Origin of the sequence: Nisaea sp. (assembly GCF_017640745.1) — a bacterium.
In the GTDB taxonomy this organism is placed as follows: domain Bacteria; phylum Pseudomonadota; class Alphaproteobacteria; order Thalassobaculales; family Thalassobaculaceae; genus Nisaea.
In genome coordinates, this window is sequence record NZ_JAEPQA010000002.1 from 145,455 (window position 1) to 157,666 (window position 12,212).

General features: G+C 63.1%; 11 protein-coding genes. 8 read left to right on the forward strand and 3 right to left on the reverse strand.

What is annotated here, in order from left to right; translation table 11 throughout:
- Window positions 1-2: 2 nt before the first annotated feature.
- A complete protein-coding gene (secA, locus tag JJ959_RS02565; protein WP_292879698.1) occupies window positions 3-2,717 on the reverse strand; it encodes a preprotein translocase subunit SecA in 2,715 nt (904 codons plus the stop codon).
- Window positions 2,718-2,967: 250 nt separating this feature from the next.
- On the opposite strand from secA, the gene JJ959_RS02570 reads away from it, so the two are divergent.
- The 7 genes from JJ959_RS02570 (at window position 2,968) to JJ959_RS02600 (ending at window position 8,940) form a co-directional block, all read left to right on the forward strand.
- Window positions 2,968-3,807 (forward strand): hypothetical protein, encoded by an 840-nt coding sequence (locus JJ959_RS02570; protein WP_292879699.1) that lies wholly within the window; start codon window positions 2,968-2,970, stop codon window positions 3,805-3,807.
- 61 nt (window positions 3,808-3,868) lie between these two features.
- Complete coding sequence (locus JJ959_RS02575) at window positions 3,869-4,621, forward strand: FkbM family methyltransferase (RefSeq protein ID WP_292879700.1); 753 nt, start codon at window positions 3,869-3,871, stop codon at window positions 4,619-4,621.
- Window positions 4,622-4,783: 162 nt separating this feature from the next.
- Window positions 4,784-5,656, forward strand: coding sequence for a hypothetical protein (locus tag JJ959_RS02580; protein WP_292879701.1), 873 nt, complete (start codon window positions 4,784-4,786; stop codon window positions 5,654-5,656).
- Window positions 5,657-5,789: 133 nt separating this feature from the next.
- Window positions 5,790-6,701: a peptidylprolyl isomerase gene (locus JJ959_RS02585; RefSeq protein ID WP_292879702.1), complete on the forward strand. Its 912-nt coding sequence runs from the start codon at window positions 5,790-5,792 to the stop codon at window positions 6,699-6,701.
- A gap of 28 nt (window positions 6,702-6,729) precedes the next feature.
- A complete protein-coding gene (gene argJ, locus JJ959_RS02590; RefSeq protein WP_292879703.1) occupies window positions 6,730-7,962 on the forward strand; it encodes a bifunctional glutamate N-acetyltransferase/amino-acid acetyltransferase ArgJ in 1,233 nt (410 codons plus the stop codon).
- 10 nt (window positions 7,963-7,972) lie between these two features.
- Entirely contained in the window at window positions 7,973-8,527 is a 555-nt protein-coding gene (locus JJ959_RS02595; protein ID WP_292879704.1) for a GNAT family N-acetyltransferase, read from the forward strand.
- Window positions 8,524-8,940: a (deoxy)nucleoside triphosphate pyrophosphohydrolase gene (locus tag JJ959_RS02600; protein ID WP_292879705.1), complete on the forward strand. Its 417-nt coding sequence runs from the start codon at window positions 8,524-8,526 to the stop codon at window positions 8,938-8,940. The genes JJ959_RS02595 and JJ959_RS02600 overlap by 4 nt, the downstream gene beginning before the upstream one ends.
- A 6-nt stretch (window positions 8,941-8,946) precedes the next feature.
- Here the strand turns inward: JJ959_RS02600 and JJ959_RS02605 are convergent, their stop codons facing one another.
- Together JJ959_RS02605 and JJ959_RS02610 are read right to left on the reverse strand one after the other, a co-directional pair.
- Window positions 8,947-9,711, reverse strand: coding sequence for an SDR family oxidoreductase (locus JJ959_RS02605; RefSeq protein ID WP_292879706.1), 765 nt, complete (start codon window positions 9,709-9,711; stop codon window positions 8,947-8,949).
- A gap of 89 nt (window positions 9,712-9,800) precedes the next feature.
- A complete protein-coding gene (locus JJ959_RS02610; RefSeq protein ID WP_292879707.1) occupies window positions 9,801-10,481 on the reverse strand; it encodes a hypothetical protein in 681 nt (226 codons plus the stop codon).
- Window positions 10,482-10,592: 111 nt separating this feature from the next.
- Between JJ959_RS02610 and JJ959_RS02615 the strand changes: the two genes are divergently transcribed.
- Window positions 10,593-12,170, forward strand: a complete 1,578-nt coding sequence (locus JJ959_RS02615; protein ID WP_292879708.1) for a gamma-glutamyltransferase — start codon at window positions 10,593-10,595, stop codon at window positions 12,168-12,170.
- The last annotated feature ends 42 nt before the right edge of the window (window positions 12,171-12,212 follow it).

Sequence of the window (12,212 nt, forward strand, 5' to 3'; positions counted from 1 at the left end):
GTTCAGATCTTGCCGTGGCACTGCTTGTATTTCTTGCCGGAGCCGCATGGGCAGGCCGCGTTGCGCGGTACCTTGCCCCAGGTGGCGGGGTCGTTCGGATCGATCGCTGCGGCGCCTTGCCGGCTGCGGACCATGGTTTCCCCGTCGGCAGCCTCGCCATCGCCCTGCAGTGCCGGATCCTCGCGGCCCTCGTGCATTTCGCGCGCGGCCCGTTCGGCGGCCATCCGCGCCTCCATCTCCTCGGGTGAAGCCTGGACGCGGATCTCGAGATGCGAGAGCACGCCGGTCACGGTCTGCCGCAGACCGGTCAGCATGCCGTCGAACAGGTTGAAGGCCTCGCGCTTGTATTCGTTCAGCGGATCCTTCTGCGCATAGGCGCGCAGGTTGATGCCTTGGCGCAGATGGTCGAGCGAGAGCAGATGCTCCTTCCACTGCTGATCGAGGATCTGCAGCAGCAGGCTTTTTTCCGCCATGCGCATGACTTCGGGCCCGTAATTCGCGGCCTTCTGCGCCATGGCATTGTCTGAGGCCTTGGTGATGCGCTCCAGGATCTCCTGGTCCGCGATACCTTCCTCGTCCGCCCAGTCCTTGACCGGCAGGTCGAGCGCGAGCAGGCGGAGGCATTCCTCGTGCAGGGCCGGAATGTCCCACTGTTCGGAATAGGCGCCTTCCGGAATGCAGCGCGAGACCACGTCCTCGATCACCTCGTGGCGCATGTCGGCGACCGTGGCCGCGACTTCCGGCGCGCGCATGATGTCCTTGCGCTGCTCGAAGATCACCTTGCGCTGGTCGTTCATGACGTCGTCATACTTGAGCAGCTGCTTGCGGATCTCGAAGTTCCGCGCCTCGACCTTCTGCTGCGCCTTTTCCAGCGCCTTGTTGATCCAGCTGTGGACGATCGCCTCGCCCTTCTCCAGGCCGAGCTTCTGCAGCATGCCGTCCATGCGCTCGGACCCGAAGATGCGCATCAGGTCGTCTTCCAGCGAGAGGAAGAACTTGGACGCGCCCGGATCGCCCTGACGGCCGGAACGGCCGCGCAGCTGGTTGTCGATCCGTCGGCTCTCGTGCCGCTCGGTGCCGATCACGTAGAGACCGCCGGCATCGAGAACCTGTTTCTTCGCGGCCTCGACCTCGCCGCGGATGGTCTCTGCCTTGGCCGGATCCGGATCTTCGCCGAGTTCCAGCATGATCCGCATGTCGGCATTGCCGCCGAGCTGGATATCGGTACCGCGGCCGGCCATGTTGGTGGCAACGGTGACGGCGCCGGGCTGACCCGCCTGTGCGATGATGGTGGCTTCCTGCTCGTGGAAGCGCGCGTTCAGCACCTGATGCGGGATCTTGCGCTTCTTCATCAGCTCCGCGAGCAGTTCGGACTTCTCGATGGAGACGGTGCCGACCAGCACCGGCTGGCCCTTGCCCCGGCACTCCTCGATCGTGTCGATGATCGCGTCCCACTTCTCTTCCGCGGTCCGGTAGACCTCGTCGTCATGGTCTTTGCGGGCGATGTCGACGTTGGTCGGGATCTCGACGACCTCGAGCTTGTAGATCTCCGCAAACTCGGTCGCCTCGGTCATCGCCGTGCCGGTCATGCCGGCGAGCTTCGGATAGAGGCGGAAATAATTCTGGAAGGTGATCGAGGCGAGCGTCTGGTTCTCGTTCTGGATCGTGACGCCTTCCTTAGCCTCGAGCGCCTGGTGCAGGCCCTCGGAATAGCGTCGTCCTTCCATAGCGCGGCCGGTGAACTCGTCGATGATGACGACCTTGTCGTCCTTGACGATGTAGTCCGTGTCCTTGGCGAAGAGATGGTGTGCGCGGAGCGCCTGGTTGGCGTGATGCACCAGCGAGACGTTGGCGATGTCGTAAAGACCGCCTTCCTGCAGCATGCCGGCGCCGCGCAGCAGTTCCTCGATATGTTCCTGGCCAGCCTCGGTGAAGGCGACGGTGCGCTGCTTCTCATCCTTTTCGTAATCCTCGGGCACGAGGTGCGGGATCACGGCATTCATCGCGGTATAGGTCGCAGAGCTGTCCTCGGCCGGGCCGGAGATGATCAGCGGCGTGCGCGCCTCGTCGATCAGGATCGAGTCGACTTCGTCGACGATGGCGAAGTTGAAGTCGCGCTGGACCATGTCCTCCAGGCGGAACTTCATATTGTCGCGCAGATAGTCGAAACCGAACTCGTTGTTGGTCCCGTAGGTGACGTCGGCGGCGTAGGCGGCCTTGCGCTCGGCATCCGTCAGCCCGTGCACGATGCAGCCGGTCGAGAGTCCGAGGAACTCGTAGACCTGTCCCATCCATCCGGCGTCGCGCTTGGCGAGGTAGTCGTTCACCGTGACGACATGGACGCCCTTGCCCTCGATCGCGTTCAGATAGACCGCGAGGGTGGCGACAAGGGTCTTGCCTTCGCCGGTCTTCATTTCGGAGATGCGGCCCTGGTGCAGCACCATGCCGCCGAGCAGCTGGACATCGAAATGCCGCTGCCCGAGCGTTCGCTTGGCCGCCTCGCGGACGGTTGCGAAGGCTTCGGGCAGGATGTCGTCGAGGGATTCGCCGGCCTTCAGCCGCTCCCGGAACGCGTCGGTCCTGGCCGCGAGCGCCGCATCGTCGAGTGCCGCGATTTCCGGCTCGAGGGCGTTGATCTCGTCAACGGTCTTTTGCAGGCGTTTGAGTGTCCGCTCGTTTTCCGAGCCGAAGATGGCCTTGGCGAGTGCGCCGAACATGCCGACCTCTGATTTGGAAACAGGTGTCCGGGTCTAGACCGGGTGGCTGACAGATAGGGGGTCGCGCAATTCCTGTCAACGCGGCCTGGGTTCCTGCGTCACTTCAGCCGACCTTAGCCCTGAGGGTTCAAGCCTGTTTGCTGCTGTCGGTCGCGAGAAGCTGGTTTCTGTCTCCTTGTCTTGACCAGTGTAATTTTTTGGAGTGTGACTACGATTGGATCTCATCGGCCGGAAACGGAGAGAAAAGCGAATGCCCATTCCTCAGTTTAAAGAGGACGGAGTCGTCAAATTCGACGACCCTTTCTTCGTTCGCCAGTTCAGCCATGTCTTCCCGGACGATTTCTATGCTCGGCTGAGCGACGAATTTCCTGTTCCGGACGAACATTGGGGAGAACAAGGTGGGCTCGATCGCAAGATTGCAACGAGCTCATCGGACGATGGCTTTTTCGACGTCGCCAGGCAGTCCAGGGCCTGGTCGGAATTTATAAGAGGCACGCTGAATCGAGAATTCGCGCGTAACGTGGGCCGGCTCGTGTACCCCGGACTTAAGCGGTACAAGGAGATGTCGAAAATTCCGCCACGATTGCCGCGTGACTTCTCCGAGAGGCTTTCCGAAGAAAGCAGGTTCCTGGACCTCATCGACGAAAGAATGACGCTGGGACTGCAATTCGCACGCCTCGCCAATGGTCAGTTCAATTCGCCCCATTCAGATACGGTCAGCAAGATCGCCACCATTCTTTTCTATTTCCCGCAGGAAGGCTGGCGGAATGAGTATGGCGGCGGTACGCATTTCTTCCGGTTTCGCGATGAACGGAAACCCGATTGGTTTGACCCGAACATGAATAGGGTTCCCCGCGAAAACCTGGACCAGTTCTGGAAGGATACCGAAGCTTTTTTCGTCTCGAACTACGCACCAAACACAGCATGTCTGTTCTGCAAATCTGTGGACTCTTTCCATGCCATCGGGCGCATTCGCGCCCCGGAAGGCCTTTCTCGCCGTGCCGTGGTAATGACGTTGCGCTATCGCGAGGAAGGCGAGGAAAACTCTTGGGAAGCCGTCGAAGCAAGAGCCGAGGCAATGACAGCCTAGCCGGTTTGGTGTCCGATGGTTTGCGGAAGTGGCCGCGACAAGTGTTTCGGGAGGCTCGGGTTTGAAGGCCGGACGACTGGAAGAATTCTGGAAAATGCGGCCGGTCCGCAAGATCGTGATGAACGGCGTCGAAATATTCTTCGACTGCTCATCTAAAGTCGCGGATTTCAGGGCGAGGACGTTGCTGTCCAAGGAACCCGGAACGATCCGCTGGCTCGACAGGCTTTCGCCTGACGACGTCCTCTATGACGTTGGAGCGAATGTAGGCACCTACAGCATCTATGCGGCTAAAATGCGTGGCGTCCGGTGCTATTCGATCGAGCCCGATGCCCGAAACTTTGCGCTGTTATGCAGCAATGTCATGTTGAACGGTCTTAGCGGAAAGGTAATGCCATATTGCCTTGGGGCACTGGATCGAACCGGCCCGAGCGTCCTCTTCGCGAGGAATCGAGAAGCCGGTAGCAGCGGGCATTCGGTCGGAGAGGCTCTGGATGAAGCGCTTAATCCGGTAGAACCTGATTTTCGTCAGGGAATCTATGCCATTCGCCTGGAAGACTTCGCTGCGAGCGACACCGTGGAGACTCCGACTGTCATCAAGATCGATGTGGATGGACTGGAACACCTCGTCCTGTCCGGCCTTGGAAGAGTGCTTGATGATACTCGCTTGCGAGGCATCAATATCGAACTGGCGGACGATATTGATGAGCACCGTAAGCTCAGGCTCAGTCTGCAGGAAGCGGGTTTTCGCGAAGATGATGAATTGGGTTTTGTGCATCGCAATGGTGTGAACCGCAATATCTTCTTCAGCCGCTGATCCCGCATGCGCGCCGCGCGCGGCAATAATTTCTCAGTCTGAAGCGAATGGGAAACTTAGTTCGCAGTAGGTTGAAGCATTGAAACTATCATTAATTTCGATTAAAATTTTTTGCGTCATGTAAGTGTTGATGAAGTTACGTTGCCTAGAAAGGGTGGACGGATGGTTGACCGGATCACCGGATATACGTCCGGCGTGGTCGCCCCGACGACAGTGCGGACAAACCGCCCGGTCGCCGGAGAGGCGCTGAATCAGCGCGTCACGCCCCGTCGCGAGGAGCGGCGCTCGGGCGATCAGTCTTCCCGGCAGGACCAGAAGCAATCGGACGACGACAGCGTCGAGATCCGTCTGTCGGGCACTGCGCCGGGGCCGCAAGCGTCCTATGCCGCCAGGGCTTATGCCGGTGCCACACAGGGCCCTGCGCCGCAAAGCAATGAAGATGTCCTGATTTCCCGCTCGACCGCCGTTTTACTCGCAGAGGACCTGACCAGCCTGATCCGGCGGGCCGTCACCAATGTCGGTCTTGTGGTGCATGGCCTTATGAAGGTGCCGGACAATGCGGCGCACGATGTCGAGCGGCGGTTTCATATCGCCGCCCTGGGCGCGGTGCGTCCGGCACGGGAACGCTATGTCCGCCAGGGCGGGGCTCCAGACCGGCTGCCAAACGGCCTCGCCTTCAAGAATATCTCGGCGCGCTATGATGAGCTGCGCGGCACGGCCGAGATTTCCATCGGCGAGGCGGAGTTTCTCGACCGGATCGATTTCAGCGCCACCGGTGTGGTGTTCGACGTACGCGGCGAGGCGGCGGTACATGAGCCGAAGCCCGGTGTCTTCGTCGATACCGGGGACCATGGCGCGCTGATCGCCAGCCGCATCATCGAAACCGTGCGCCGGGATCTGCCGTTGTTCGGCGGCAGCGACGATACCGAGGGCGCGATCGTCCTGATCCGCGCCGACAACAGCGACTTCAGCGATCATCGCTCGCCTGCGGAGTGGCTGGGGTTCGACCTGATCCTTCCCTTCCAAAAGACATGAGCCGCCACGGTTGCGAATGGCGTCTTGCCGCTCCACAGGCGATCTGATAGGCCTGCTTCAGACCGTGCGGCGGGTGCGCGCCGTGCCCGAGATTTCCCGAGAGCGCGGGCGGTGCCCGGCGAAAGGCACAGACATGATCCTGACTTGCTTCCCGCGTGCTGCGCGTTCCGCGAAGGCGGTGCTGATACCGGCGGCCCTTGGCGTGTTTGCGGCCTTTGTTCCGCCGGCCGCCGCGCAGCAGTCCGGCGCCGCCGCCAAGACCGTTCCGGCGGACCAGGCGGCCATCGATCCGGCTACGACAATCGTCGCGACGATCAACGGTGAGCCGATTTATCTTGCCGAGATCCTGGCGCAAATCCAGCAGCTGCCGCAGCAGTACCAGCAGGCGCCGATGGAGCAGATCTATCCGCCGATGCTCGATCGCGCGATCGATGCGCGCCTGATCGCGAATGCGGCACGCGAGGCCGGGCTGCAGGATCGCGACGACGTGAAGGCGCGGGTCGCGCAGGCCGAAAACGAGATTATTTCTGAAGTCTTCCTGACCGAGAAAATCTCGACCCAGATGGATGATGCGGCGCTCCGCAAACGTTACGAAGAGTCTCTCGCGACCTCGACGGAGACCGGCGAGGAGGTAAAGGCGCGCCATATCCTCCTGACCACCGAAGCCGAAGCCCGCGAGGTGATCGCGGAACTGAAGAAGGGTGCCGACTTCGCCGAGTTGGCGAAGGAGAAGTCCACCGGTCCGTCCGGCAGCAATGGCGGCGACCTCGGCTATTTCACCAAAGAGGCCATGGTTCCTCCGTTTTCGGAGGCCGCCTTCGCGCTGAAACCGGGCGAGGTTACGGAAGATCCGGTCAAGACCCAGTTCGGCTGGCATGTCATCAAGGTCGAGGACCGGCGCGCGATCGAGCCGCCGAGCTTCGAGCAGGTACAGCCGCAGATCGCGCAGGAAATGACCCGCGAGATCCTTCAGGAGACGGTCGAGGCGCTGCGTGACGGCGTCGAGATCAAGCGCTTCGGGCCGGACGGCTCGGAGCTCCAGTAACAGTCGCGTCGCAAGGGATCTTCGCGCCATGTCCGATCAGGTTTCACCGCTCGCGCCGGAGAGTTTTCCGGAGCTTCCCGCAATCGCCGGTGTGCGGACCGCCGCCGTCATGGCCGGGATCAAGTACAGGAACCGCCCCGATGTGCTCGTGGCCGAACTCGCCGAGGGAACCACGGTCGCCGGGGCGCTGACCCGGTCTACGACGCCTGGAGCGCCCGTCGCCTGGTGCCGCGAGATCCTGCCGAAGGGCAGCGGGCGCGCGCTCGTGGTCAATTCGGGCAACGCGAACGTCTTCACCGGCGAAGCCGGCAAGGCCGCGGTCCGGGAGACCGCCTCGGCGGTCGCGGCGCTTCTGTCCTGTGCGCCGGACGAGGTCTTTGTCGCCTCGACCGGCGTGATCGGCGAGCTCCTGGCGCACGACAAGATCGTTGCGAAGCTGCCGGAAGCGAAGGAAGCCCTCAAGGAAGGTGCCTGGGATGCGGCCGCCACGGCGATCCGGACCACGGACACTTTTGCCAAGGGCGCGGGCGCGACGACGGAGATCGGCGGCAAGGCGGTGAAGATCGCCGGCATCGCCAAGGGCTCCGGCATGGTGCAGCCGAACATGGCAACCATGCTGAGCTTTGTCTTCACCGACGCGGCGATCCCGGCCGATATTCTGCAGGCAGTGCTGACACCGGCCGTGGACCGGACCTTCAACTCGATCACGGTCGACAGCGACACCTCGACCAGCGACACGCTGCTGCTGTTTGCGACCGGCAAGGCCGGTAACGCGGCGCCGTCCTCGGCTGACGATCCGGCTCTTGACGCGTTCAAGGCGGCGCTGGAAGGGGTGCTGAAGGAACTGGCGCTGCTCGTGGTCCGCGACGGCGAAGGGGCGCAGAAACTGATAGAAGTGCGCGTGACCGGCGCAGATAACGATCTCTCGGCGCGCAAGATCGCCCTCTCGATCGCGAACTCGCCCCTGGTCAAGACGGCGATCGCCGGCGAGGACGCGAACTGGGGCCGCGTGGTGATGGCGGTCGGCAAGTCCGAGCAGCCGATCAATATCTCGAAGATCCGCATCGGTTTCGGCGGCACGGATATCGCCGTCAACGGCAAGCGCGACCCGAACTATAACGAGGCACCTGTCGCGGCGCATTTGAAGGGCCGGGAGATCGGGATCGACGTCGATGTGGGGGTCGGCTCCGGCAAATCCACGGTCTGGACCTGCGATCTGACGCACGGCTATATCAGCATCAACGCGGATTACCGCAGCTGAGGCTGCCGTCATGGAAACGGTGACAACGGAACGGCTGGCGTTCAGGGCGCCAGCCTTCTCGGACGGCGATGCGCTTTATGCGCAGATGAACGATTTCGACATCATCAAGTACCTCACCTCGGTGCCTTGGCCGTACAAGCGCGCCGATGCGGACGCCTACATAGAGCGGGCCCGGTCCGGCCGCGCCGAAGGCAAGGGGCATTACTTCCTGGTGATCGAAAGGGCGTCTGAGGCCATCGTCGGCACGATCGACCTGCGCTTCGATCCCGAAAAGACGGCGCATTTCGGCTACTGGTTCGCCAAGTCCTCCTGGGGGCGCGGCTATGCCAGCGAGGCGCTCGCCGCGATCCTGGAATTCGGCTTTGGAACGTTGGGGCTTGAGAACATCTGGGGTGCGGCGATGCCGGAGAATCCGGCCTCGATCCGGGTGATGGAGAAATGCGGGTTGAGGAACGCGGGCATGATCGAGGTCCCGAGGCCCAATTTCGGAGACAGGGTGGACATGGTGAAGCTCGACATGCGGCGCGCCGACTGGCTGGCCCGCTCCGGCAAGGTGCCGGCATGAGCGGCGGCGCACACAAGCCGGTTATCTTCGTGGTCGCCGCGGCGCTGATCGACGCGGACGGCCGGGTGCTTCTGGCGCAGCGCCCGGAAGGCAAGTCGATGGCCGGGCTCTGGGAGTTTCCGGGCGGCAAGGTCGATGCGGGCGAGAGCCCCGAGGCGGCGCTGATCCGCGAGCTGCAGGAAGAGCTTTCCATCGATACGAAGGAAAGCTGCCTCGCGCCCTTCACCTTCGCTTCGCACGCCTACGAGGATTTTCACCTCATGATGCCGCTTTATCTCTGCCGGCGCTGGTGGGGCGACGTGCGCCCGCGTGAGGGGCAGGCGGTCAAGTGGGTCCGGCCGATGCGTCTTGCCGATTACCCGATGCCGCCTGCCGACGTCCCGCTGGTGGCGATGCTGCGCGACTTCCTCTGAGGCGATTCAGCCGCGGCCGACGAACGGCATCTTGGTCGCCATGACGGTCATGAACTGCACGTTCGCGTCGAGCGGCAGGCTCGCCATGTAGAGCACCGAACTGGCGACATGCGCGACGTCCATCCGCGGCTCGATCTTCATCGATCCGTCGGCCTGCGGCACACCCACACCCTCCACCATGCGCTCGGTCATCGGGGTGGCGGCGTTGCCGATATCGATCTGGCTGCAGACGATGTCGAACGGCCGTCCGTCGAGCGAGATCGACTTGGTGAGGCCGGTGATCGCATGCTTTGTCGAGGTATAGGGCGCCGAATTGGGGCGCGGTGTGTGTGCCGAAATCGAGCCGTTATTGATGATCCGCCCGCCCTGCGGCTTCTGCTGTTTCATCATCTTCATGGCGCGCTGGGCGCAGAGGAAGGAGCCGGTCAGGTTGACGTCGACGACGGCCTGCCACTGCTCGGTCGTAAGCTCGTCCATCGGGATGGCGGGCGTGCCCATCCCGGCATTGTTGAAGAGCAGGTCGAGCCGTCCGAAGGTCTTCTGCACCGCATCGAACAGCGCATCGACATCCGCCGCCTTGCCGACATCGGTCGGAACAGCGAGCATCGCGCCGCCGCCGGTCTTCGCCATGGCGGCGGTTTCCTCAAGCGCGTCCAGCCGCCGGCCCGCCAGCGCGACATTGTAGCCCGCGCCCTGCAGCGCCAGCGCGACGGCCCGTCCGACACCCGATCCGGCGCCGGTAACGATTGCGGTCTTGCCGTTTCCCGACATTCTATCCTCCCCGTGGAACTCCGTTGGTGCCGGGGAGTGTGTCGTGCCGCCGCCTGCTTGGCACGCGGAAAATCGAAAAGAGAGCCGTCTCAGCTCGGATCGGGTTTGCGCTCGTCGCTCGGAATTTCTGGAAGGAACGGACTGACCTGAAGCGCCGGATCCTGTCTGGACCGGCCAGGAACAGCGATATCCGCTTCCCGGTAGAGCCGGTCCCGGGTTTCGTCGATCTTCTTCGAGAGATAGCGGGTGTCGGCTGCCGTCATCTCAAGCCGCCGGTTCTGCAATTCGGCCCAGATGTTATGCACTTCCTCGATCGACTCCTTGGTTGCCGGCAGCTTCTCGAGCTGCGCCGAAGTCTTCTCGATCCACTCGATGGATCTGGTCCGCGTCGCCTGCGCCTCGAGGATCAGGACCGCCAGCCTGTCGATGATGTAGTTCGTCTGGTCGGTCGGCTGCTCGCGGCAATAGGGGATCAGCCGTTTCAGATAGTCGAAATCCTGCTGGGTCAGCTGGAACAGCTTCTTGCCGAAATAGGTGAACTCGAGATTCTCCACCGACATGCCGCCTTCGATCCGGGCCAGGATGTTCACCGGTGCGTTGCCGCCCGGAATCTTGGCGCAGTCGGCATCGTTCAGGCCCTCGGGCACCGCCGGTTCCTGATCCTGCGTGCGGTCCTGCGCGGCAACCGGTACCGGCTGGAGCGACGTCGACGCCAGCGCGGCAAGCAGCGCGACCGAAGCCAGACCGATCGATTTCCCGAACCCGTTCATTGGAACGTCACCCTTTCTGACGCGCGGAATTGATTTCTGCCCATGCTACCCATCACACTCGATCCGTCGCACCTTCTTGCGGCCATGCAATCCCCATGCCCGGAGTGTTCAATGAGCCTTCCCGCTTCCGTCACCGCCACCGAGCGGGTCTATGAGACATGGCGTGCCGAAAAGCCTGCGGCAACCGGAAAGCGCGGCGCGGTCGCCTCGCAGAACGTCGAGGCGGCGGCGGTCGGGCAGGCGATGCTGGAGGCGGGCGGCAATGCGATGGACGCGGCGATCGCGACCGCCTTCGCGCTTACCGTCGCGGAACCCTGGATGAGCGGCCTCGGTGGCGGCGGTTTCATCACGCTCTATTCGGCGAAGGAAAAGGCGGTCCGCGTCGTCGATTTCGCCATGAAGTCCCCGAAGGGGCTCGATCCGGCGACCTATGCGCTCGCCAAGGGCACAGGCGCCGATCTGTTCGGCTGGCCTGCAGTGGTGGAGGACCGGAACGTCAACGGGCCGCACTCCATTGCTGTCCCGGGGACGGTGGCGGGCTATGCCCTCGCGCTGGAGAAATACGGCAGCAAGAGCCTCGCGGAGATCGTCGCGCCGTCGGCGGCGCTGGCCCGGCGCGGGCACCGGGTGACCTGGTGGACGACGCTGATGTGCGGGGCGGACATGCCGGCGCTCCGGAAATATCCGAGCAGCGCCGAGATCTGGCTGCCGAACGGCTGCCCGCCGGCGATGGACGCGAACCCGACACCGAAATTCATTCCGATGGGCAAGCTCGCCGACACGCTCGAGGAACTGGCGCAGGACGGTGCTGAAAGCTTCTATCGCGGAAAAATCGCGGAACGGATCGCGAAGGATGCGGCACGTTTCGGCTCGACCCTCTCGATGGCCGATCTCGAGGCCTACGAGGCGGAGATCCAGGAGCCGATCTCGATGACGCGGGGCGGCGCGACCTATCACGTTCCTGCCGGGCTCACCGCCGGACCGAGCTTTGCCGACGCATTGAAGGATCTGCCCGACTTTTCCGGCGCGACGCCGGACGCGGCGACCTATGCGGCTTATGCCAAGACGCTGAAGGCAGCCTACGAATATCGGATGGAGAATCTTGGTCATGCGGGCGACCACGGCGACCGGAGCTGCACCAGCCATATCGCGGCGGCCGATGCCGAGGGCAATATCGTGATGATCACGACGACCCTGCTTTCCCGTTTTGGCAGTCGCCTGCTGTTCCCGGAGACCGGGGTCATGATGAATAACGGCATCAACTGGTTCGACCCGCGCCCGGGACGACCGAATTCGCTGACACCGGACACAAAGCCGCTCTGCAACATGGTGCCGGCGGTGGTGACAAAGGACGGAAAGCCCTGGTTCGGCTTCGGCGCCTCCGGCGGGCGCAAGATCATGCCGGCGGTGTTCCAGCTCTGCTCCTTCGTGAACGATTTCGGCATGGACCTCGCCACCGCGCTGGACACGCCGCGTGTCGATCTCGGCGCGATCGACACGATCTATGCCGATGCCCGTCTCGACCAAGCGACGATGGCGGCGCTGAAGCAGGTCGCGCCGACCGAGAGCTGGCCGCCGACCACCTATCCGATTATGTATGCCTGCCCGCTCGGCGCGACGGTCGGACCGGACGGGCCCTCGGCGGCGGCCCATCCGATGACGCCGCTCGCGGGCGCGCTTGCGGTCTAGCGCCCCAGCCGCCACATTCCCCCATTCGAGGTGCATTCCGCA

Coding starts and splice junctions, on each gene's coding strand:
- secA (WP_292879698.1), bottom strand. CDS start 2,717: ATGTTCGGCGCACTCGCCAAGGCCATCTTCGGCTCGGAAAACGAGCGG.
- JJ959_RS02570 (WP_292879699.1), top strand. CDS start 2,968: ATGCCCATTCCTCAGTTTAAAGAGGACGGAGTCGTCAAATTCGACGAC.
- JJ959_RS02580 (WP_292879701.1), top strand. CDS start 4,784: ATGGTTGACCGGATCACCGGATATACGTCCGGCGTGGTCGCCCCGACG.
- JJ959_RS02585 (WP_292879702.1), top strand. CDS start 5,790: ATGATCCTGACTTGCTTCCCGCGTGCTGCGCGTTCCGCGAAGGCGGTG.
- argJ (WP_292879703.1), top strand. CDS start 6,730: ATGTCCGATCAGGTTTCACCGCTCGCGCCGGAGAGTTTTCCGGAGCTT.
- JJ959_RS02595 (WP_292879704.1), top strand. CDS start 7,973: ATGGAAACGGTGACAACGGAACGGCTGGCGTTCAGGGCGCCAGCCTTC.
- JJ959_RS02600 (WP_292879705.1), top strand. CDS start 8,524: ATGAGCGGCGGCGCACACAAGCCGGTTATCTTCGTGGTCGCCGCGGCG.
- JJ959_RS02605 (WP_292879706.1), bottom strand. CDS start 9,711: ATGTCGGGAAACGGCAAGACCGCAATCGTTACCGGCGCCGGATCGGGT.
- JJ959_RS02610 (WP_292879707.1), bottom strand. CDS start 10,481: ATGAACGGGTTCGGGAAATCGATCGGTCTGGCTTCGGTCGCGCTGCTT.
- JJ959_RS02615 (WP_292879708.1), top strand. CDS start 10,593: ATGAGCCTTCCCGCTTCCGTCACCGCCACCGAGCGGGTCTATGAGACA.